This window comes from Bradyrhizobium sp. WSM1743 (assembly GCF_000473065.1).
Lineage (GTDB): Bacteria > Pseudomonadota > Alphaproteobacteria > Rhizobiales > Xanthobacteraceae > Bradyrhizobium.
The window spans coordinates 16,730-38,883 of the sequence record NZ_AXAZ01000069.1; the positions used below are offsets into that span (position 1 = coordinate 16,730).

Genomic DNA, 22,154 nt, shown 5'->3' on the forward strand with positions numbered 1-22,154 from the left:
TTGGCGCGGCTCGAATCCGCTCGCCACGAGAAACCATAAACAGCGGAGGGACCCTTGGTGGACACGACATATCGCGCGGCTGAGGCGCCGCAGACTGCGGTTGCGACGAATCTCGCCCGCCTCAAGATTGGCCCGTTGCCGGTCGGCATCTACGGCGCGGCAGCTCTCGTCTGCGTCGCCGCGGTCTATTCCGGCAAGCTGCCGAACGACGTGATCGGTGGCCTTTCGGTCTTGATGCTGCTCGGTTTCCTGCTGGGCAAGCTCGGCCAAACCATTCCGGTGCTGAACCGGATCGGCGGCACCGCGATCCTCTGCCTGTTCGTGCCGTCGGCCCTGGTGAGCTATGGCCTTGTGCCGGATGCGGCCTTGAAGGCGATCACGACCACGTTCCGAACCGCCAACTTTCAGTATTTCTTCATCGCCTGCCTCGTCGCAGGCTCGATCCTCGGCATGCCCTACCGGGTCCTGGTTCAGGGCTTCATTCGCATGTTCGTTCCGCTTCTGATCGGCACGATCGCGGCCGTCGCCGCAGGCATCGCCGTCGGGCTTCTGTTCGGCCACAGCCCGAAGGATACGTTCTTCTTTGTCATCATTCCCATCGTCGGCGGCGGTCTTGCGGAAGGTGTCCTGCCGCTGTCCATCGCCTATTCCGAGATGTTGCATCGATCGCAAGCCGAGCTTGTGGCGCAGATGGTGCCGGCCGCGCTGCTCGGCAATGTCGTCGCGATCGTCAGCGCGGGCCTGCTGGCCCGCCTTGGCGAGAGGCGGACCGACCTCAATGGCAGAGGGATGCTGGTCAAGACCGGAGACGACGACATTCTCGGCGAAGCGCGGCCGGACCAGCCGATCGATCTCGGACTGCTCGGTGCCGGCATGGTACTGTCGTGCGGCTTGTTCGTGCTCGGCATGATCCTGGCGCCGCTCACCGGCATCCCGGGGCCGATCATGATGATCATCGCCGCGGTGGCATTGAAGCTGACCAGGTTGCTACCGGCCGAGATGGAGCTCGGCGCCTATCAGATCAACAAGTTCATGTCGACCAACCTTACTTTCGGGATCCTGGTGGCGATGGGGACATTGCTGGTCTCATGGCAGCAGCTCGTTGCCTCCTTCAATCCAGGCTACATCATGATCTGCACGACCACGGTGCTGGCGATGATTGTGTCGGGATTTTTCGTCGGCAAGTGGCTGAACATGTTTCCGGTCGAGGCGGCGATCGTGACCGCCTGCCACTCGGGCCTCGGGGGCACCGGCGACGTCGCCATTCTTGGCGCCGCGGATCGCATGGGCCTGATGGCGTTCGCCCAGATCGCCACCCGCGTCGGCGGTGCAATCATGATCGTGATCGCGACACTCTTGATGAAGTCGCTGTCCTGATACGGGCCGCGGCCTTTCGCGCAGGACGAATGTTCCAGGGGAGAATTGCAATGCTCGAATTCGAACAGGTTGAATCATGCTCCGATCGATCGGAGACCGGGCTGACGCGCCGCCATCTGATGTCGATCGCGTTAACAACAGGTGCCCTCGGTTCGGCCATATTGGCGCCGGGTGCTTTCGCTCAGGAGAACAATGCCGTGACGACCAACGCGCTGCAAAAGTTGCTGCCAGGGTTTCAACAGAAGCGCCTCAAGACCGGCGGCGCCGAGATCAATGCGCTCGTGAAAGGCGAGGGGCCGCCGCTGCTGTTGCTGCACGGACACCCGCAGACGTTGGCTTGCTGGCACAAAGTCGCCCCCAAGCTCGCGGAGCGTTTTACCGTGGTGCTGACTGATCTGCGCGGCTACGGCGACTCCAGCAAGCCCGACGGCGTCACTGACCATATCGCATATTCCAAGCGGGAGATGGCGCGGGATCAGGTCGAAGTGATGCGCGCGCTCGGTTTTGACCGCTTCCAGGCTGTCGGCCATGATCGCGGCGGGCGTGTCCTGCATCGTCTGATGCTTGATCATCCGGACGCCGTCTCCAGGGCGGTCCTGCTCGATATCGCGCCGACCGCGACGATGTACGCCAAGGTGAACAAGGAGTTCGCCACGCGCTATATGTGGTGGTTCTTTCTCATCCAGCCGGCGCCGCTTCCGGAAACCTTGATCGGCAACAATCTGGAATTCTATCTTCAGACCCATATCAACAAGCAGAACAAGACGCCGGGCGCCATCGATCCGGTTGCGCTCGAAGAGTACCGCCGGTGCTACACCCGCGAGACGCTGCACGCCGTCTGCGAGGATTATCGCGCCGCTGCCGGGATCGACCTGATCCACGATGAGGCAGATTCCGACAAGAGAATCGGTTGCCCGCTGCTCGCGCTGTGGGGCGCAAAGGGGGTCGTGGGGTCGAGCTACGACGTGCTCGACACGTGGCGCGCCAGGGCGAAGGACGTGCGCGGCGGAAGCCTGCCTTGCGGCCACTATCTGCCGGAAGAAGCACCGGAGCTGCTCCTCGAGCAGCTCAACGCCTTCCTCGCGTAATTAGGCGGCGCGCGTCGGCGGTGCGGTCATGATCGTGATTGCTACGCGCTCGTTGAATCCTGCTTTCCCGATGGTCTTGCGGCCAGGAATAGGCTCATATGGAGCCATAAGAACTTGGAGGAAAGTATGCGGTTCATTGCCCTCGTATCGGCTCTGCTTCTGCCGCTCAGTGCGGCCGTCGCCCAGGACTATCCGACCAGGCCCATCACCATGCTGGTGCCGTTCGCGGCAGGCGGACCGACCGACACCATCGCGCGCCTGACGGCGGCCGGCATGGCAAAATCCCTGGGACAGCAGGTCATCGTCGAGAACGCGACCGGCGCCGGCGGCACCATCGGCACGACCCGCGCCGCCCGCGCCCAGCCGGACGGCTACACGCTGCTGATCCATCATGTCGGCATCTCGACCGCCGCGACGCTCTACCGCAATCTCAGCTATGACACGAAGACGGCCTTTGCACCGATCGGGCTCGTGACCAACGCGCCGATGACCATCATCGCGCGTCCCGATTTCCCGGCCGACACGCTCAAGGAACTGGTCGCCTACGCCCAACAGCAGGGCGACAAGTTGACTTACGCCAATGCCGGGCTCGGCGCGGCATCGCATCTGTGCGGCATGCTGTTCATGACGGCGATCCAGAAGCAGCTCACCACGGTGCCCTACAAGGGCAACGGTCCCATCATGAACGATCTGCTCGGCAAGCAGATCGATCTCACCTGCGATCAGGCCACGAACACCACCGGGCCGATCACGGCCAAGCAGGTCAAGGCCTACGCGATCACCACCAAGGAGCGGCTGAAGAGCCTGCCCGATCTGCCGACGGCCGATGAGGCCGGCCTCAAGGGTTTCGAGCTCGGCGTCTGGCACGGCATCTATGCGCCCAAGGGCACACCGCCGGCGGTGGTTCAGAAGCTGACGGCGGCACTTCAGGCGGCGCTCAAGGATGCCGCGCTGATTGCCCGATTCAACGACATCAACACCGAGCCGGTCCCGCAGGACAAGGCGACGCCCGAGGCGTTGGGTGCGATGCTGACGAGTGAGATCGACCGCTGGGCGCCGATCATCAAGGCAGCCGGGCAATACGCGGACTGAGCCATTCCGGCGCGTTGGAGATCTTCAGCTGAATGGGTAAAGAACAGCTCGATCAAGGGCTAACTTAGCGGTGTTATAATGCCGGTACTGTGCATGGGGTTGTTTTGCACGTTTTGATGGTCGGCCCTCTCGCTGGGGGCGTTACCCCGCCGCCTCTTCGAACTGCGTGCTCGCCTCCAGCCATTGCTCCTCGGCGCGCGCGAGCGCGTCGGCAGCATTGGCGCGCGCTTTCGACAATTGGGCGGCCTGCTTGGGATCGCGCGCAAAGATGTCGGGCAAGGCGAGTGCCGTGTCGATCTTGGCGATGATCTCGCTGACGCGGGCGATCTCGGCCTCGGCCTCCGCGATGCGCTTCTTCAGCGAGCCGCGATTGTCCGATCTCAGGCGTTGCGGCTTCTCGCTTGGCGCACTGCGCTCGCGCGGGGCTTCCGCGTTGCGTGTCGACAGCACCAGGCGGCGGTACTCGTCGAGATCGCCGTCGTAATTGGTCACGGTGCGGTCGGCGACGATCCAGAGCCGCTCGGCGCAGGCCTCGATCAGGTAGCGGTCGTGCGAGACCATGATCACCGCGCCGGGAAACTCGTTGATTGCTTCGGCAAGCGCGGCGCGGCTGTCGATGTCGAGATGGTTGGTCGGCTCGTCCAGGATGATCATGTTGGGGCCGAAGAAGGTCGCTAGCCCCAGCAGCAGCCGCGCCTTCTCACCGCCTGACAATTTGCCGGCCTTGGTGTCGGCGGCCTTGCCAGAGAAGCCGATCGCACCGGCGCGGGCGCGCACTTTCGCCTCGGGCGCATCGCCCATCAACTTGCGGACGTGATCGTAGGCGGAGGCGTCCTCGTTGAGCTCGTCGAGCTGGTGCTGCGCGAAATAGGCGATCGACAGCTTGTCGGCGCGCGTCACCTTGCCCGAGAACGGCGCGAGACGTCCCGCGAGCAGTTTCACCAGCGTCGATTTGCCGTTGCCGTTGGCGCCGAGAAGCGCGATGCGGTCGTCATTGTCGATGCGCAAGGTGACGCGATTGAGCACGGGGCTGGCCGGATCGTAGCCGACCGACACGTTGTCGGCCGCGATGATCGGCGGCGACAGGATCTTCTCCGGCGCGGGAAAGCTGATCTCGCGCACATCCTCGGTGACCAGCGCCGTGATCGGCTTCAGCCGCTCCAGCATCTTCACGCGCGATTGGGCCTGGCGCGCCTTCGAGGCCTTGGCCTTGAAGCGGTCGACGAAGGACTGCAGGCGGGCGCGCTCGGCCTCTTGTCGCTTGACCGCTTTGGCATCGAGCAGCTCGCGCGCGGCGCGCTGCTCCTCGAACGAGGAGTAGGTGCCCTTGTAGAGCGTGAGCTTGCCGCGCTCCAGATGCAGGATCTGGTCGACCGAGCTTTCCAGGAGGTCGCGGTCGTGGCTGATCACGATCACCGTGCGCGGATAATGCGCGAGGTGATCCTCCAGCCACAGCGTGCCTTCGAGATCGAGATAGTTGGTGGGCTCATCGAGCAGCAGAAGGTCGGGGGCCGCGAACAGCGTTGCAGCGAGCGCGACGCGCATGCGCCAGCCGCCGGAGAACTCGGCGCAGGGGCGCAGCTGATCGGCGGCGGAGAAGCCGAGACCGGAGAGGATCGCGGCGGCACGGCTCGGCGCCGAATGCGCGTCGATGTCGACGAGCCGGGTCTGGATCTCGGCGATCCGGTGCGGATCGGTCGCGTGCTCGGCCTCCGCAAGCAGCGCGTCGCGTTCGAGGTCGGCCTTGAGCACGACCGAGATCAGGCTTTCGGGGCCGTTCGGCGCTTCCTGCGCCAGGCTGCCGATGCGCCAGCGCGGCGGCAGGGTCACCGAACCGTGCTCGGCCGCGAGCTCGCCGCGGATCACCTTGAACAGCGTCGATTTGCCGGTGCCGTTGCGTCCGACCAGGCCGACGCGCGATCCCGGCGTGATCTGCACGGAACTCTGGTCGATCAAAAGACGTCCGGCGAGGCGGATGGAGAGGTCGGTGATAGCAAGCATGCGGCCTTGTCACCGCAAGGCGCGTCGAACGCAACCCGTTTTTCCGTCAATGCGGCTCGCGCTCGCGCCGCTGCAGCTCGTTCAGGAGCTGCTCGAGATGTGTCGGGAGGCGAGGCTCGGGCCGGAGGCTCTGCTGGAGCCGCTCGCCCACGGCGTCGCAAATCGAGCGGCTGGTCCGCCGGTCAATCTGTTCGCTGTCATCGCAAAAGGGCCCAGCCATCGCAAGGTTCCGTGCTTTCAAAGTAAGGACACGGTACCAAGTCATTGCCGCCGAAATGGTTTCGCTGACCGTGGGGAATGCGGGATATTCTCGTAAAAATTGTATGAACGGCGCCTTATCCGCTCAAGGCAAAGCCCCGGCGAGGGGAGCGCCGGGGCTTCTCTTGGAAGGTACCTTGGGGGGCTTAGGTACCCTCATGAAGGTGCTGACGGGCTCAGTAGCAGCGGTTGATCAGCCGCCAGCGGGGTCCCCAGGGGGTCGGGACCAGCCGGCGCACATAGCAGCCGCCATAACCGTAAGAGACGGGGGCATAGAAGCGCGGGCCACCCCAGCCGTAGCCGTGATGCCAGCCACCGCCGTGCCAGCCCCAGCCGCCGCCATGCCAATGGGCGGATGCAGAGGTCGGCGCCAGCGCGGCGCCCAGCGCGACCGCGGCGACAGCGGCAAGCGAAAGTTTCCTCAACATGGTGATCTCCTAAAGACTGCCGGCGCGGGGCGATCCGCGTCGATGGAAAGGCCGTCGAAACGGTCCGCCTGATGATCAGGCTTCGGTTTCGATGGACCCAACCTTAAGCCGGCGAAGCTGAACCGAACCCTGACGGCGGTTTCAGATTGGGTTCATCTGGGTGAAATTGTTGTCATCCAAGCTGGAAATCGGGGAGCCCGTGCCTGCGGCGAAGCGCCTGTGAGGCCGTTTCGGCGATCGCTTGCCGTCCGGCAAAGGCGCCGATATAAGCCCCGCAACTCCGAACCACGGCTTTCTTCCCAAGGACAAGATTATGGCTCTCGAACGCACTTTCTCGATCATCAAGCCCGACGCGACCGAGCGTAACCTGACCGGCGCGGTCAACGCCGTGATCGAGAAGGCGGGCCTGCGCATCGTCGCGCAGAAACGCATCCGCATGACCAAGGAGCAGGCCGAGACCTTCTATGCCGTCCACAAGGCCCGCCCGTTCTTCGGCGAGCTCGTGGACTTCATGACCTCCGGACCGGTCGTGGTTCAGGTTCTGGAAGGCGAGGGCGCGATCGCCAAGTACCGCGAGGTGATGGGCGCGACTGATCCGGCCAAGGCGGCCGAAGGCACCGTGCGCAAGCTTTACGCCAAGTCGATCGGCGAGAACTCGGTGCATGGTTCGGACGCACCGGAGACCGCCGCGGTCGAGATCGCGCAGTTCTTCTCGGGCAACGAGATCGTCGGCTGATCCGTCAGCCGATAGCTTAGGACGACGGCGAAAGGACTCATTGTGGACTGGCTCTGGCAGATCTTCGATCCCGCTACGATCGGGGCATTCTTCACCCAGTTTCGCAACGAAATGGCTGCGCCGACGTTCTGGATCGCGGTCGGCAAGATCATCTGGATCAACATCCTGCTCTCCGGCGACAACGCGCTGGTGATTGCGCTCGCCTGCCGCGGCCTCAATCCGCGGCACCGGCTCTGGGGCATGATCTTCGGTGCCGGCGCGGCGGTGATGCTGCGGATCATCTTCACCGGCATCGTCGCGACCCTGATGGAGCTGCCGTATCTCAAGCTCGTCGGCGGCCTCGCCCTGATCGTGATCGCGGCCAAGCTCCTGGTGCCGGAAAACGAGGACGAGGACGACATCGAGTCCGCCTCGCATCTGTGGCAGGCCATCCAGATCGTCGTGGTCGCCGACATCGTCATGAGTCTCGACAACGTCATTGCGGTCGCCGCCGCGGCCAATGGCAGCGTGCCGCTCTTGATCCTCGGCCTCGCCATCAGCGTGCCGCTGATCGTCGCCGGCGCCGCGCTAATCATGGCGCTGCTCGCAAAGCTGCCGGTGCTGGTCTGGGCCGGCGCGGCGCTGCTCGGCTGGATCGCGGGCGAGGTGATCGCGACTGACCCGGGCGTCGCGCCGAGGCTGCACGCGCTGTTCGACGGCCCGCTTGGTGCCTCCCTGGACAGCATGCTCGGCGCGCTGCGCATCCCGCCGCAGTTCGGCCATGGCGGCGGAGGCGGCGAATATCTCTGCGCCGTGCTCGGCGTGGTGGTCGTGCTGGTGGTCGGCTCCATCTGGCGCCGACGCAGCCTGATCCAGGCCGCGCTGGAATCCTCCGAAAGCCACGCCAAGGCCTCAGCGGAGTGACCTTGAAGCGCTAATCGGTATGGCCTTCCTCTCCAGTGATGAGAGGCAAGCACGTCGCCGAGACGCTCGCCTCGTTGGCAGAACACGAGCGATCACCGGCATAGGCTCGGCGCAAGAGCCGAAGTTTCCCATCATTGCGTTCGTATAACCGCGCGCCTCGCGCGTCGCGGGATCCTCGTTGCGCGGTCGTGCGCGTGGGCGTTGCGTAGAGGGTCCCCTTGCGCAACCACTACGCGATTTAGACATTGTCTTATTATAAACTACTGAAAACAAAGGGTTCCTTCGTTGACTCGCTGAAGGCTCCCACGGCACGTCGCTCCGACGTTCATGTTCATGAAATCGGAAGCTGGTGCGATGTCGTCGAAAGTGATTTGCCGTCCTGTTGCTGTTCTTGCCGCTCGCATCAAAACACTTTTGACAGGCGCCAGCCCGAGAGCCTTTGCGGTCTCCGTGGCCTCCATCGCCTTGGTTTGCGACGGCGTCCTGCACGGCACCAGTGCGCAGAGCGCTGTGACGGGGACGCAGCAGGGCGCTACGTTGCCGGCGGTGACCGTCACTGCAGACGCGCCGAAGCCGCGCGCACGTCCACGATCCAACCCCAGCCGAAGGGTGGGTCGTCAAACTGCGCCCGCAAGTGAGCGGGCCAAGATGCAGGCGGAAGCCGCCCCTGGTGCGGCGAAGCGTGGCGCACTCCCTCCGTCCTACGCAGGCGGACAGGTTGCGCGGGGAGGCCAGGTCGGCTTGCTGGGCAACAAGGATTTCATGGATACGCCGTTCAACATCACGAGCTACACGGCGAAGAAGATCGAAGATCAACAGGCCGTCACGGTCGCCGATGTCGTCAGCAACGATCCCTCGGTCCGTTTCACCGGCCAGACCGGCGGCATTCTCGACTCCTTCTTCATCCGCGGCTTTCCGATCGGCGAGGGCAATGTCGGAGAAATTGCCTTCAACGGTGTCTATGGCGTTGCACCGAACTACCGTGTCTTCACCGACTACGTCGAGCGCATCGAAATCATCAAAGGCCCGACCGCGCTGCTTTACGGGATGGCGCCGAACAGCAGCGTCGGCGGCACCATCAACATCGTTCCAAAGCGTGCAGGGGATGTCGACCTCACGCGGGTCACGACCGACTACACGACCGGCTCCCAGCTCGGCACCCATGTCGACGTGGGCCGACGGTTCGGCGAGAACCGCGAATTCGGCATTCGCGTCAATGGCAGCTATCACAATGGCGATACGCCGCTGGATAACCAGACCCGGGAGGCGCATGTCGGCTCCGCGGCATTCGACTACCGCGGCGAGAAATTCAGAGCTTCGCTCGACTTCATCGATCAGGAAGAAAAGTTCGATGCGCCCACGAGGCCGTTCCTGGTCGCAACAGGCGTGGCCGTCCCGACCGCGCCGGTCGGACGGCGCAACGTCACACAGGCTTGGGAATGGGCCAAGGTTCACGACAACTCCCTGCTGGCACGCGCCGAATATGATGTGACGGAGTCCGTGACGGTGTTCGCCGACGCCGGCGGCGGTAGGACCCAGGTTGATCGTCTGTTCGGCACGCCGACGATCCTGAACGCGGCCGGCAATACCACATCGATACCAGGGCGCTTCAAGTTCGACATCGACAGAAACGTGGCCGACGCCGGCGTGCGGGCCCGGATCGAGACCGGCGCCATCAGTCATGCCGTGAGCTTCCAGGGCAGCTACTACATGGACGAGGTTTCGCGCGGCTCGGTGAACGGCACTGCGGTGTCGTCCAACATCTATGCGCCGATCGCCCGTCCCCAGCAGCTCGTTTCGGCTCCCGCGACCGTGCCGAGGCTGTCGGACACCGAGCTGACCGGCATTGCGCTGGCCGACACCATGTCGGTTCTCCAGGAGCGGCTTCAGCTGACGATCGGCGTCAGGCAGCAGGGCGTCAGGTCGAACAACTACAACACCACCACGGGAGCTGTGACCGCGGCCTACGACCAGACGGCGTTCACACCGTTGGTCGGCGTGGTGGTCAAACCCTGGAGTAACGTTTCGCTCTACGCCAATTACATCGAAGGGCTCAGCAAAGGCGAGACCGCCCCGACGGGGGCGTTCAATCAAGGCGAGGTCCTTGCGCCGTATTTCAGCCAGCAGAAGGAAGCAGGCGTCAAGGTCGATTTCGGCACGCTCGCAACCACGGTCAGCCTGTTCGAGATCACCAAGCCGTCGGGACAGCTGGGTGCCGGCAACGTCTTCCGGGCTGATCAGGAGCAGCGCAATCGCGGCGTGGAATTCACAGTGTTCGGAGAAGTGCAGCCCGGCATTCGCGTTCTTGGAGGCGTGACGTTGATCGACGCGGAGCTGACGAAGACGAGCACGCTGGCCAATCTCGGCAAGACGCCGATCGGAGTGCCCGAGGTGCAGGCCAATCTGTCCGCCGAATGGGATACTCCGTTCGCCCCCGGACTGACGCTGGTCGCAAACACCATCTATACCGGACACCAATATCTGAATGGGGCAAATACGCAGCTTGTCCCGGCCTGGACGAGGCTCGATCTTGGCGCGCGCTACAACACGCGCATCAACAATCGGCCGGTCACGGTTCGCGCTCTGGTCCAGAACGTGTTCGACACCAATTACTGGGCTGGCGTCGCAAGCTTCTCCGCACTGGCGCAAGGCTCGCCGCGAACCCTGCTATTGTCGATGTCGACGGATTTTTGAGCCGGCAGCCCAGCTCGTCTATCGCCGCACGATCGACCCCGAGCGGCCGATCAGGCGGGCGAGCTGCTTGAAGCGGCTGCCGACGCGGTCGGCGACGAGGTCGCCGAGCCGGTGCTCGAACACCAGCATCAAGTTGCGGCTCTGGCTGCGGAAATGCGTGGCGGGCAAGACGCCCGGACGCGCCGCCGAGATCAGATGCGCGACGCGAAACGCAGCGCCCAAGAGGCGTGCGCGTTCGAGCTGGCCCGGCGCCAGCAGCTCCTGCATGGTGGCCGGCGGCTGGTTTTCCTCGCTGAGGCCGGCATAGCGATAGAACACCGATAGTCCGACGAAGGCGCGTTCGGTGTGGGTGATCGCGCCGAAATTGCCGTTGACGACGAGGCTGAGCGTCTGCTCGCCGCGATGGTCGGGATGCACGCGCCAGCCGATGTCGGAGAGCAGGCACGCGGTGTGGCGCAAGCGGCGGTCCTCTTCGGTCTCGCGCAGCTTCACGACGCGTACCAGGCGGTCGGTCCAGGCGATCAGCTCGCGGGCGTGTTTAGCCGAGCGTGACAGCAACTGGTTCAGCTCCTCGGCCGCGCAGATCAGCCCATCCTTGCTGCGCTCGGTTTCCGGCAGCTTCTCGTGCAGCAGGCCCTCGCGCACGCCGAAGGTCGAGAACACGATCGTCTTGGGTTTTGCGACGCGGATGATGTGCTCGAGCACCAGCGCTGCATAGGTGAGGAGAGGGCGGCGCGCGTCAGCGACGATCTCGATGTCGGCGAGCATGTCGGCGGCAGCCAGACGCCGGAGACGGCGCGAGAAGTCGAGCGCCTCAGCCGCCGAAATCGAATAGCCGTGCATCACCTGGAGCGGATAGCCGCTCTGGATGATGTGGATGCGCGCGAGCGCACGCCAGGTGCCGCCGACGGCATAAAAGGTGCGGCCGCGGCCTGCGGTGAGCTGCGGCACCTCGTCGAGCTCCTCGCGCACGATGCGATCGGCGCGCTTGAGCGATTTGTGCGCGAGGTCCTGGAGCGCGAGCCCGCCGAGCGGCAGCGTCACGCCGCTGCGTACGGCGTTCTTGCGCACGTCGATCAGCTCGAGCGAGCCGCCGCCGAGGTCGCCGACGATGCCATCGGGAAGGTGCACGCCGGAGATCACGCCGAGTGCCGACAGCCGTGCCTCGCGCGGGCCCGACAGGATCTCGATCTTGACGGCGCAGATGCGCTCGGCCTTGGCGATGAAGTCGGGGCCGTTGGAGGCGTCGCGGCAAGCCGCGGTCGCAATCGCGAACACGCGCCCGACCTGCATCACGCGGCACAATGCGCGGAAGCGCTTGAGCGAGGTCAGCGCCTTGTCGACGGCGTCGGGCGCGAGCAGGCCCGTGCTCTGCACCTCGCGCCCGAGGCCGCACAGCGTCTTCTCGTTGAAGATCGGGATGAGGCTCCGCGACAGTCCCTCATAGACGACGAGACGGACCGAGTTGGAGCCGATGTCGATAACCGCGACGCTCGAGCCGCGCTTGCGCGGCTGCTTCACGTCGCAAATCCCCGATCAGGATTGTTGGCGTTCGGTCCGGCGCGTGAGACGACGCGGCGAGGATTCCTTGAGCGACTTTCCACGGCCAGACAGACTCGGATTTGTCATGAAGTAGTTGTGGACGTTGAAAGGCTCCTCGCCCTTCGCGGTCTTCATACGCGTTGAAGACCCATCCGGCAACAACTGCCAGCTCTGCTCGTTGTCCTTCAGGTTCGCGACCATGATCTGTTCGAGAACCTGCTGATGCACCGTCGGATTTTGCAGCGGACACAGCACCTCGACGCGGCGGTCGAGATTGCGCGGCATCATGTCGGCGGAGGAGATATACACAGCCGCTTTCGCGCCCGGCAGGCCCTGGCCCATGCCGAAGCAATAGATTCGGCCATGTTCCAGGAAGCGCCCGATGATCGACTTGACCCTGATATTCTCCGACAGGCCGGGGATGCCGGGCCTGAGGCAACAGATGCCGCGCACCACGAGCTCGACCTGGACGCCGGCCTGGGAGGCCTCGTAGAGCGCGTCGATGATGTCGGGGTCGACCAGCGCATTCATCTTCATCCAGACCGCGCCGGGCCGGCCGTGCCGCGCATGCGCGGTCTCGCCTTGAATGTGCTCGATGATGCGCTTGCGCAAGGTCAGTGGCGACACTGCCATCTTTTCCAGATCGCTCGGCGCAGCATAGCCGGTGATGAAGTTGAACACGCGCGCGGCATCGCGGCCGATGGTCGGATCGGAGGTGAAGTAGGAGAGGTCGGTGTAGATGCGCGCGGTGACCGGGTGATAGTTGCCGGTGCCGGTATGGACGTAGGTCGTGAGGTTGCCGCCCTCGCGTCGCACCACCATCGAGAGTTTCGCGTGCGTCTTCAATTCGAGGAAGCCGTAGACGACCTGCACGCCGGCGCGTTCGAGGTCGCGCGCCCAGCGGATGTTTGCTTCTTCGTCGAACCGCGCCTTCAGCTCGATCAACGCCGTGACCGACTTGCCGGCTTCGGCCGCTTCGGCGAGCGCGCGCACGATCGGTGAGTTGTTGGAGGTGCGGTAGAGCGTCTGCTTGATCGCGACGACATCAGGGTCGCGCGTGGCCTGCTGCAGGAACTGTACGACGACGTCGAAGGATTCATAGGGATGGTGGACGATCAGGTCCTTCTGCCGGATCGCGGCAAAGATGTCGCCGCCATGCTCGCGCACGCGCTCGGGATGGCGCGGCACGTAGGGGGTGAATTCGAGATCGGGCCGGTCGAGGCGGGTGAGCTGCGAGAGCTCGTTCATGGCCTGCACGCCGTCAACCAGGAACACCTCGTCGTCGGCGGCCGACAGCGCATGCTGCACGAAGCTGCGCAGCTCTTCCGGCATCTTGGCGTCGATCTCGAGCCGGATCACCGATCCGCGGCGGCGGCGCTTCAGCGCGGTCTCGAACAGGCGGACGAGGTCTTCCGCCTCTTCCTCGATTTCGAGTTCGGAGTCGCGGATGATCCGGAAGGCGCCCTGGCCGTGCAGATTGTAGCCGGGGAACAGGCGGTTGATGAACAGGGCGGTGGCCTGCTCCAGCGAGATCAGCCGGACGGCCTTGCCGTCGGCCGGCAGGCGGATGAAGCGGTCGATCTTGCCCGGCATGCGGATCAGCGCGTTCATCTGCTTGCCGTCGGCGGCGCGCGTGAGCTGCAGCGCGATGGTGAAGCCGAGGCTCGGAATGAACGGGAAGGGGTGGGCGGGATCGATCGCGAGCGGCGTCAGCAGCGGGAACACGTTGTTGAGGAAGTAGTCCTCGACCCAGTTCCGTTCCGCCTTGGTGACGTCCTTGCCGTCCACCAGCACGATGCCGACTTCGGCCAGCGTGCCGCGCAGGTCGCGCCAGATCGCCTGCTGGTCGGAGGCGAGCTGGGAGACGGTGCGGTTGATCAGTGCGAGCTGCTCCGACGGCGTCAGACCGTCGGGGCTGCGCTCCGCGATGCCCTCGCGCACCTGGGCCTTGATGCCGGCGACGCGGACCATGAAGAACTCGTCGAGGTTATTCGCCGAAATCGACAGGAATCGCACCCGCTCCAGCACAGGGTGGCTGGGATTGACCGATTCCTCCAGGACGCGGCGGTTGAAATGCAACCAGGACAGCTCGCGGTTGATGAACCGTTCGGGGCTGGATGCGATCGCCGGCAGGCCCTCGGTTTCCGGGGCTTTCTCTTTGGTTTCAATAGCTTGCGCAGAGTCCATCAAAAGTCGGTCCATCCAGTTCACCCCAATTGCGACTTACGCGCAAAATCGGCGGGAGCATGTGTTAGAGCGATGACGTTTCGATGACATTGATGTTCCGCCGCCGCGCCACGTCAAGGCGGGTTTCAGGCCGCTTTGGGAGAACGCGAGCCGGTCAGGGGTCCCGGAGCAGCTCGGCGGCCAGCGCCCGGGTGACGGGGCGGCCGAGCCGCAGGGCCTCGCTGTCGAGCAGCTCCACGGCCTGTCGGGCGGCCGCCGAGGACCGCTCCAGGCGGGTGGCGAGGTAGCCGACCACGCTCTCGTCGACGGTGAGCTGGCGGTCGGCGCAGAATTTGACGATCAGGCCGCGGAAGAGCTGGTCGTCGGGGGGCAGCAGCGCGACCACCGGAACGGCCCGCAGGCGCGAGCGCAGGTCGCGAAGCTCGATCTCCAGCGAGGCCGGCGCCTCGCGCCCGGTGAAGAGGACGTAGGCGCCGTCCTCGCGGGCGAGGTTCATGAGGTGAAACAGGGCGCGCTCGTCAAAGTCATTTGCCTTGAGATCCTCGACCACCAGTGCGCCGGTGGCGAGCGCGCCGGGAACGCCCGCCGCGGTCAGTGCACTGGCGATGGTCGAGCGAGCGCCGGCTTCCTCGGCCCAGATCGCGGCGAGATGGCTCTTGCCGCTTCCCTCCGGGCCCGCCAGCCACATGATCCGGTTCGGCCATTCCGGCCAGCTGTCGATCAGGCCGAGACCGGCCGCATTGGCGGGGCCTTCGAGGAAGTTGTCCCGGCTGAGGCTCTCCGCATGCGGAAGTGAAAACGCCAATTGTCGGGGATGAACGCAGCCTGCCACGCTTGCTTTGCTCCATGCCGGCGCGCCGGCCCGTTTGAAGAGGTTCGACTTGATCGTGCCGGACTTAATCGTGCCGGACTTGGCCTTTTGCGGGGCCGCATCCTCAACCTCATTTGGCCTCGATCGTGCTCATGTGCCGCAGCCACTCGACGAGATAGAGCGACACGGAGGTGAGCGTGAAGACCGTGACGAGGCCCATCAGGATGATATCATAAGGTGCCGGCTTGAAGCCGAAGGCAAGCGCCGCCAGCACCAGCGCCGCGAACGCCACTTGTGCCACGGTGTTGAGCTTGGACACCTTCGACGGCTTCATCTCGACCGGCCGGTCGAACAACCAGGATACGATCACGGCGGCGACGATCATGATGTCGCGTGAGACCACCAAGATCACGATCCAGCGCGGGATTGCGCCCCAGATGCCGAGCGCCATGTAGATCGAGACCAGCAGCGCCTTGTCCGCGAGCGGATCGAGCAGGGCACCGAGTTCGCTCGTCATGTTGAAGCGCTTGGCCAAGAAGCCGTCCACGGCATCACTGATGCCGGCGATCAAGAAGACGGCGAATGCCACCTCCATTTGGCTCGACACGATGGCCCAGACGATGATCGGGACCAGCATGATGCGGCCCAGGGTAATGATGTTCGGAATACTCACGAAAGCGCTTCCCGGCACCCGGTCTGACCCTCGAATCCGGCCCCTCGGGAGGCTGAACCGGTTGATATCTCTACATAGTATAGGGAGGAGCGCCATGCGAGCCATTGCGCGTCCCCGGAATTCGACGTAACCAGCCGCAAACCCACTGGAAATCGGGCATGACCGACCGCAAAAACGGCCTCACTTACGCCGATTCAGGCGTCGATATCGACGCGGGCAACCGATTGGTCGACCTGATCAAGCCGATGGTGCGCGCCACCGCACGGCCGGGCGCGGATGCCGAGATCGGCGGTTTCGGCGGCCTGTTCGACCTCAAGGCGGCCGGTTTCAAGGACCCGGTCCTCGTGGCAGCGACCGACGGTGTCGGCACGAAGGTCAAGATCGCGATCGAGACCGGCCTGCATGGCGGCATCGGCATCGACCTCGTCGCCATGAGCGTCAACGACCTCGTGGTGCAGGGCGCCGAGCCGCTGTTTTTCCTGGATTATTTCGCCTGCGGCAAGCTCGACCCCGAGGCCACCGCCGCGATCGTCGCCGGCGTTGCGGAGGGCTGCCGCGAATCCGGCTGCGCCCTGATCGGCGGCGAGACCGCCGAGATGCCCGGCCTCTACAAGGACGGCGACTATGACCTCGGCGGCTTTGCCGTCGGCGCCGCGGAGCGCGGCACGCTGCTGCCGCGCCAGGACATCGCGGCGGGCGATGCCGTGATCGGTCTTGCCTCGTCGGGCGTGCATTCCAACGGCTTCTCGCTGGTGCGCAAGATCGTGGAACAATCCGGTCTCGGCTTCGCGGCGCAGGCGCCGTTCGCGCCCGTGATGACGCTCGGCGGCGCGCTGCTGACGCCGACGCGGCTCTACGTCAAATCCTGCCTGCGTGCGATCCGCGAGACCGGCGCGGTGAAGGGGCTCGCCCACATCACCGGCGGCGGCTTCACCGACAACATCCCTCGCGTCCTGCCCAAGCATCTCGGCGTCGGCATCGACCTCGCCCGCCTGCCGGTGCTGCCGGTGTTCAAATGGCTGGCGGCGCAGGCCGGCATCGCCGAGCTGGAAATGCTGCGCACCTTCAACTGCGGCATTGGCATGATCGCGATCGTCGAGCCTGACAAGGTCGACAAGGTCGTCGAGGTCTTCACCGCCGCCGGCGAGACCGTGGCGCAGCTCGGCACCGTGATCCCGGCCGACGGCGAGCACCGCGTCGTCTATAACGGCCGCCTCGATCTGGCGCTGTGATGAGACGCCGCGTCGCCATCCTGATCTCCGGGCGCGGCTCCAACATGGCCGCGCTGATCAGGGCCGCCGCCGCTGCGGATTTTCCGGCCGAGATATCGCTCGTCATTTCGAACAAGGCCGATGCGCTCGGACTCGAACGTGCCCGGGCGAGCGGCGTGAAGACCGAGGTGATCGAGAGCAAGTCGTTCGGCAAGGATCGCGCCGGCTTCGAGAAGGTGCTGCAGGCCGCGCTCGACCAGCACGGCATCGAGCTGATCTGTCTGGGCGGCTTCATGCGCCTGTTCACGGCGGAATTCACCAAGGCCTGGTATGGGAGGATGCTCAACATCCATCCCTCCCTGCTGCCGTCCTTCCCCGGTTTGGATCCGCACCGCCAGGCGCTGCGCGCCGGAGTGAAGTTGTCCGGCGCGACCGTACATTTCGTCATCCCCGAGACCGATGCCGGCCCGATCGTGATGCAGGGCGCGGTTCCCGTCAGCGACCACGACACGGCGGACACGCTGTCGGAGCGCATCCTCGAGGTCGAGCACCGCATCTATCCCGAGGCGCTGCGGCTGCTCGCCACCGGCAAGGTCCGCATCGAGGGCGATGTGTGCAAGACGGATGGCAGCGGGCCGTCGGAGAATTTTTTGGTTGCACCGATGGTGAGCTAGCGACAGCGCGGGATTCCGGGGTCGTAGAATAGCCGATCGACCGGTCTGCCGATTTGCCGGGGATGGTCGAATACCCCAGCGAATGCCTCGTCGGGAAGGTCCGAGCCGAAAACATCAAAAGCGGAGGTTACCCCCTCGTCGCGCGCCGAAGCTTGGCGTTGGAGTTTGTCCCTCGTCATCTCTTGTCGATTGGTGGTGATATTTGCTGCTCCAGCCAAGCGCTGTGTTCGTTGTGCCTTCCATCCCCAAACAAAATCCCCCGGCAGGGCCGGGGGCAACGTCATGATCTCTCGCGTTCAGTTGAGAGACGTCAGGAGACCTTGAGGTTCTCCGCGGATGATTTGCCGCGGTTCTCCACGAGGTCGAATTCAACCACCTGGTTCTCATTGAGGGTGGAGAGTCCGGCACGCTCGACGGCGGAGATGTGGACGAACACGTCCTTGTCGCTGCCGTTCGGCTTGATGAACCCATAACCCTTGGTCGGGTTGAACCATTTGACGGTGCCCTTTTGCGGCATCGCTAGTCTCCTCCACTAGATATAAAAAAGACGCGGCCGCATTTTGCGTGCCACGCCACAAACGGGCTTCCGGAAGTCTGTTCGAGTCTTGAGGCTCAATGTCGCGAAACGCACAGTCCAGCGGCCAATTCCGATTGTGACCGATATTGCAACATGAAAATCGCCCGCTAGCAAGCTGCGCGCGGATTTCAAGTCCGGACCAGGTGTCTTCAAGCGCAATTTGCGACCTGTGGCAGCGGAACCACAATCGGTGCAATAGCCTCGGCCGTCATGCGCCAACCGGTTGACCCTCCGTGGCAGTTCGGCACAAATCGTAGCAAGCGCCGCAGACCGTGTTGCATTTTTGCGCGCCGCCACTTTGCTTCGGGATTCATCGTCATGCGCTGCGCCGCGCAGCTCTCCGGGACACGGCAGACGATCGGGCTGGACCGCGTCCGCCGGATCGCGGCTGCGATTGCGATGACGTTTGCGCTGGTCGTGATGATGGCGGCTGTGACGCCCAGCTACGCGCAAAGTCCGACGCCCACGCCGACCCCGACTCCTACGCCTACGCCGTCACCGACCCCGATCCCATCGCCGACCTCGACCAATTACGATCAGTCAGCCGGCAGCAGTACACTCAATCTCGGCTCCAACTTCCTGGAGCGGCTCGGCAATCAGGCATCGAATGGTTTCAACCGGGCGTTCCGCACCAATCCCGGCGGCGGCGGCGCGTCGGCGAGTACGGAAGATCCGCGCTACCGCACCTGGTTCGAGGGCTACGGCATCTCGGTCCGCACCGATGCGCAAGGGGATTTCGTCGGCGACAAGCGCAAGACCTTTGGCGGCGTCGCCGGTTTCGGCGCGCGGCTCGCGCCCGGCGTCAACATCGGATTCTCCATCGACCAGAGCCACACCGACATCGACGTGCCGCTGGCGCTGCAGTCCGCAACGCTCGACCTGACCCAGCTCGGCTTCACCGGATCGGTCGACAAGGGCCCATGGACATGGGCCTTTGCCGTGGTGCACGGCTTCGGCAAGGTCCATTCCAGCCGCGACACCGGCCTTGGCCTTGCCACCGCGGGCTATCGCGCCGCCATCGACGGCGCGCTGACTGAGATCAGCTATTACTGGACCAAGGACCAGATGCGCATCGTGCCCAAGGGCGCGCTGGAATATGTGCGCGCCACCAGTGCCGCGTTCCAGGAGGCCGGCGGTCTCGGCCCGCTCAACGTCGGCTCGACGGCGCTCTCGCGCGCGCGCATCATGATCGGGGCCGAGATCGGCCGCTATTTCATCGTCGATCAGAAGATCCTGGACCTGTCCGCCTACGGCAAGTTCGTCGATAACTTCCACCAGGACCTGGGGTCCATTCAGGTCAGCCTGGGCGCCCAGAGCATCATCGTCCCCGGCATCGGCGAGAGCCGTTACGGCGTGGATGCCGGTGCCTCGGCTTCGCTCAGCCTGACCAACGTGGCACGGCTTTACGTCAATTACGACGGCAAGTTCCGCAACGAGCTCACCTCGCACCAGGGCACGGTCGGCTTGGAATACAAATGGTGAGCGCAAGCATGATCCGGAAAAGTGCGTAGCGGTTTTCCGATAAGATCATGCTCCAAAAGAAAGGCGCTCACGTCGGCGTTGCCGCGACATAGCCCGCCAGTCCAAACCCCTCGCGCGCGGCCGTCATCATCGGCACCAGCGCGTTCGGATGGATGAACTCGTCGCGGAAGCAGGGATAGGTCCTGGCATCGAAGATCTTCTTCAGCCAGTCGACCACGATCTTGTGCCGCTCGGAAGTGCGGAACTCCTTGTGATAGGTGAGCCAGAGATCGGCGTGATGGCTGACGCCGAGATCGACGGCAACGAGCGGCGCACCGAGCGCGATCGACACTGTCGGCAGGAAGCCGATGCCGGCGCCGCGCTCCACCGCGTAGAGCACGCCGACCGAGGAGTTGGTCTTGATCCCAACGATGCCTTCCAGCGATTGCAATCCGAGCACGCGGGCATAGGCGCCGTCGTCGACTTGCGGCGCGCTCTGCTTGATGATGCGATGGTTCTGCAGCTCGGCGAGCGTCGCCGGCACGCCGTAGAGGCTTTCGTATTCCTTGGAGACGAAGGGATAGATGTGGAGACGGCCGAGCTTGGCCACGATCAGATCGGGATTGGTCGGCGGCTCGAGCTGGATCGCGATATCGGATTCGAGCCGCGCGACGTCGGCCTGCTCCATCGCGCAGCGCAGGTCGACCGTGATCTTGCGGTAGGTCTTCTGGAAATCGATCAGTCGCGGCAGGATCCAGAAATTGCCGGGGCCTTCTGTCACCGCGACGCGCACGGTGCCTGAGGTGTCGTTCGACGATCGCGCGGCGCGGCGGAAGACGTTGAAGGCATGACGCTCCATATGGGTGACGTCGGCGATCATCGCGGTGCCTTCATCGCTGAGCGTGAGCCCGCTCTGGTCGCGCAGGAACAGCTTGCACCCGATGCTCTCTTCGAGCCGGTCGATGCGGCGCATCAGAGTGGTGGAGGTGAGCCCGAGCTCTTCGGCGGCATTGCGGAAACTTTTATATTTTGCGCACGCTAAAAACAGCTTCAAATCGTCCCAGGACGCGCCCAGGGCTTCTTCACGGTGCTGCATGATCGCAGCACCCCGGTGCAATAACTGCTGCATACTCCTGGTCCCCAACCGCTAAGCTCGTGGCCATAGCGGGGCATGAAAGCCTCGAACGATAGAGGCGTGTTATGAGTATGGAAAGGGGCTCGTTTGCCGCAAGGCATGATTTCGATGCCTTGCCGCTGAGCCCGGATGTCGACGTCCGCTGTGCGCAATTTTCCGAAATTGCGGCGCTTTCGGAGATGGCGCACCGGCTGGTGCCGGGCGTGCAGATCGGCGCAGTGGAGCTTGCGAGATACTTCACTCTCGATCCTCAGAGTATTCTGACGTTCAGCCGCAAAGGCAAGCTCGTCGGCGGCATGGCCTTCCAGTTCCTCAATGACCGCGGACACGATGCGCTGCTGCTCGACGAGATCTGCCTCACCGCGCCCGAGACGCGCTATCTCGCATCGGCGAATGAAGACGTCGCCGCCATCTACATCTGGGCGATCGCGGCGATGGGCCGTGGCATCGCCGGTCTCGGCAAGGCCGCGGCTCATCTGCGGCAGATAAGGTTTCGCGGTGCGGATTGCTATGCGCAGCCGTCAACGGTGGCCGGACGCGACATCATGAAGGCGACAGGATTTGCGCCCGTCCCGAGCTTCCAACCCGACCTTTGGTGCTACGAGCGCCCCTGGCATCGGCAGCCGATGCGCATGCCAGGCGCGATCATCCAAGCAAGGAGCTTTGCAGATGCACGGCACTAGGATTCCTCTCGCCAAGCCCGACTCCCGCGCCATCACCATCCGCCTCGCGCGCGATCCCAGCGATCTCATGCTGGTCACCGCCATCCGCTCGGCAGTCTATCTTGCCGAGCAGGATTGTCCGTTCGAGGAGGAGTTCGACGGCAACGACATGGTCGCCGCGCATTTCATCGGCTATGTCGGCAACGAGCCGGCGGGCTGCCTGAGGGTGCGCTTCTTCGGCGATTTCGCCAAGGTCGAGCGGCTCGCGGTGCGTCACCAATATCGGCGCTCGCGCGTCTCGTTCAAGCTGGTGCAGGCCAGTGTCGACTATGTGAAGCGCAAGGGCTTTCGCAAGATCTACGGCCAGGCGCAGGACCGGCTGGTCGATTTCTGGGCCCATTTCGGCGCCAGGCCGCTCGGTCACAACCGCAAAATCACCTTCTCCGATTTCTCCTACACGGAGATGCTGCTGGAGATCGAGCCGGGCCCGGACGCCATCACGCTGGACAGCGATCCCTATGTGATCATCCGTCCCGAGGGCGATTGGGACCGGCCTGGCGTGCTCGATGCCTCGGCGCGGCGGGCGGTGACCTCACCGCTGCGCGACCTCGCACTCGCCGACCGCTGAAACGGGTGCAGCTGCG

The 22,154-nt window shown here is 64.3% G+C and carries 19 protein-coding genes; 11 read left to right on the forward strand and 8 right to left on the reverse strand.

From position 1 onward, the window contains the following. The first annotated feature begins 57 nt into the window (after positions 1-57). From YU9_RS0130890 to YU9_RS0130905, 3 genes are all read left to right on the forward strand, one after another. Positions 58-1,377 (forward strand): 2-hydroxycarboxylate transporter family protein, encoded by a 1,320-nt coding sequence (locus tag YU9_RS0130890; protein WP_156952230.1) that lies wholly within the window; start codon positions 58-60, stop codon positions 1,375-1,377. Positions 1,378-1,427: 50 nt separating this feature from the next. Further along, a complete protein-coding gene (locus tag YU9_RS0130895) occupies positions 1,428-2,465 on the forward strand; it encodes an alpha/beta fold hydrolase (protein ID WP_371259220.1) in 1,038 nt (345 codons plus the stop codon). Positions 2,466-2,591: 126 nt separating this feature from the next. After that, entirely contained in the window at positions 2,592-3,557 is a 966-nt protein-coding gene (locus YU9_RS0130905) for a tripartite tricarboxylate transporter substrate-binding protein (RefSeq protein ID WP_027576267.1), read from the forward strand. Positions 3,558-3,698: 141 nt separating this feature from the next. On the opposite strand, the gene YU9_RS0130910 is transcribed toward YU9_RS0130905, so the two are convergent. Both YU9_RS0130910 and YU9_RS0130920 read right to left on the reverse strand, forming a co-directional pair. Beyond that, positions 3,699-5,558: an ABC-F family ATP-binding cassette domain-containing protein gene (locus YU9_RS0130910; protein WP_027576268.1), complete on the reverse strand. Its 1,860-nt coding sequence runs from the start codon at positions 5,556-5,558 to the stop codon at positions 3,699-3,701. Positions 5,559-5,992: 434 nt separating this feature from the next. Beyond that, the gene (locus YU9_RS0130920; RefSeq protein WP_027576269.1) at positions 5,993-6,244 is read right to left on the reverse strand and encodes a hypothetical protein; all 252 of its coding nucleotides are present in this window, start codon (positions 6,242-6,244) and stop codon (positions 5,993-5,995) included. A gap of 313 nt (positions 6,245-6,557) precedes the next feature. Here YU9_RS0130920 and ndk point away from each other — a divergent pair, with 313 nt between their 5' ends. From ndk to YU9_RS0130935, 3 genes are all read left to right on the forward strand, one after another. Beyond that, on the forward strand, positions 6,558-6,980 hold the full coding sequence (ndk, locus tag YU9_RS0130925) for a nucleoside-diphosphate kinase (RefSeq protein ID WP_027576270.1): 423 nt from the start codon (positions 6,558-6,560) through the stop codon (positions 6,978-6,980). A 42-nt stretch (positions 6,981-7,022) separates the two neighbouring features. Beyond that, complete coding sequence (locus tag YU9_RS0130930; RefSeq protein ID WP_027576271.1) at positions 7,023-7,883, forward strand: TerC family protein; 861 nt, start codon at positions 7,023-7,025, stop codon at positions 7,881-7,883. 648 nt (positions 7,884-8,531) lie between these two features. Further along, positions 8,532-10,577, forward strand: a complete 2,046-nt coding sequence (locus YU9_RS0130935) for a TonB-dependent siderophore receptor (protein ID WP_084299129.1) — start codon at positions 8,532-8,534, stop codon at positions 10,575-10,577. 18 nt (positions 10,578-10,595) lie between these two features. Here the strand turns inward: YU9_RS0130935 and ppx are convergent, their stop codons facing one another. The 4 genes from ppx to YU9_RS0130955 all read right to left on the reverse strand — a co-directional run bounded on the left by ppx (position 10,596) and on the right by YU9_RS0130955 (position 15,790). Then, the gene (gene ppx / locus YU9_RS0130940; RefSeq protein WP_027576273.1) at positions 10,596-12,098 is read right to left on the reverse strand and encodes an exopolyphosphatase; all 1,503 of its coding nucleotides are present in this window, start codon (positions 12,096-12,098) and stop codon (positions 10,596-10,598) included. Between the two features lie 15 nt (positions 12,099-12,113). Then, positions 12,114-14,306, reverse strand: a complete 2,193-nt coding sequence (locus tag YU9_RS0130945) for an RNA degradosome polyphosphate kinase (protein WP_027576274.1) — start codon at positions 14,304-14,306, stop codon at positions 12,114-12,116. 154 nt (positions 14,307-14,460) lie between these two features. Then, positions 14,461-15,138: a DnaA ATPase domain-containing protein gene (locus YU9_RS0130950; protein ID WP_027576275.1), complete on the reverse strand. Its 678-nt coding sequence runs from the start codon at positions 15,136-15,138 to the stop codon at positions 14,461-14,463. Between the two features lie 109 nt (positions 15,139-15,247). Beyond that, the gene (locus tag YU9_RS0130955) at positions 15,248-15,790 is read right to left on the reverse strand and encodes a CDP-alcohol phosphatidyltransferase family protein (RefSeq protein WP_027576276.1); all 543 of its coding nucleotides are present in this window, start codon (positions 15,788-15,790) and stop codon (positions 15,248-15,250) included. A gap of 158 nt (positions 15,791-15,948) precedes the next feature. On the opposite strand from YU9_RS0130955, the gene purM reads away from it, so the two are divergent. Both purM and purN read left to right on the forward strand, forming a co-directional pair. Further along, the gene (gene purM / locus YU9_RS0130960; protein ID WP_027576277.1) at positions 15,949-17,022 is read left to right on the forward strand and encodes a phosphoribosylformylglycinamidine cyclo-ligase; all 1,074 of its coding nucleotides are present in this window, start codon (positions 15,949-15,951) and stop codon (positions 17,020-17,022) included. Further along, complete coding sequence (purN, locus tag YU9_RS0130965; protein WP_027576278.1) at positions 17,022-17,675, forward strand: phosphoribosylglycinamide formyltransferase; 654 nt, start codon at positions 17,022-17,024, stop codon at positions 17,673-17,675. The genes purM and purN overlap by 1 nt, the downstream gene beginning before the upstream one ends. A 310-nt stretch (positions 17,676-17,985) precedes the next feature. Here the strand turns inward: purN and YU9_RS0130975 are convergent, their stop codons facing one another. Next, a complete protein-coding gene (locus tag YU9_RS0130975) occupies positions 17,986-18,192 on the reverse strand; it encodes a cold-shock protein (RefSeq protein WP_027576280.1) in 207 nt (68 codons plus the stop codon). 378 nt (positions 18,193-18,570) lie between these two features. On the opposite strand from YU9_RS0130975, the gene YU9_RS0130980 reads away from it, so the two are divergent. Then, entirely contained in the window at positions 18,571-19,734 is a 1,164-nt protein-coding gene (locus tag YU9_RS0130980) for an autotransporter outer membrane beta-barrel domain-containing protein (RefSeq protein ID WP_027576281.1), read from the forward strand. Between the two features lie 67 nt (positions 19,735-19,801). On the opposite strand, the gene YU9_RS0130985 is transcribed toward YU9_RS0130980, so the two are convergent. Beyond that, a complete protein-coding gene (locus YU9_RS0130985; protein WP_027576282.1) occupies positions 19,802-20,842 on the reverse strand; it encodes a LysR family transcriptional regulator in 1,041 nt (346 codons plus the stop codon). A gap of 71 nt (positions 20,843-20,913) precedes the next feature. Between YU9_RS0130985 and YU9_RS0130990 the strand changes: the two genes are divergently transcribed. Together YU9_RS0130990 and YU9_RS0130995 are read left to right on the forward strand one after the other, a co-directional pair. After that, positions 20,914-21,531, forward strand: a complete 618-nt coding sequence (locus YU9_RS0130990) for a hypothetical protein (RefSeq protein ID WP_027576283.1) — start codon at positions 20,914-20,916, stop codon at positions 21,529-21,531. Then, on the forward strand, positions 21,518-22,138 hold the full coding sequence (locus tag YU9_RS0130995; RefSeq protein ID WP_027576284.1) for a GNAT family N-acetyltransferase: 621 nt from the start codon (positions 21,518-21,520) through the stop codon (positions 22,136-22,138). Before YU9_RS0130990 ends, YU9_RS0130995 begins: the two co-directional genes overlap by 14 nt. Positions 22,139-22,154: the final 16 nt, after the last annotated feature.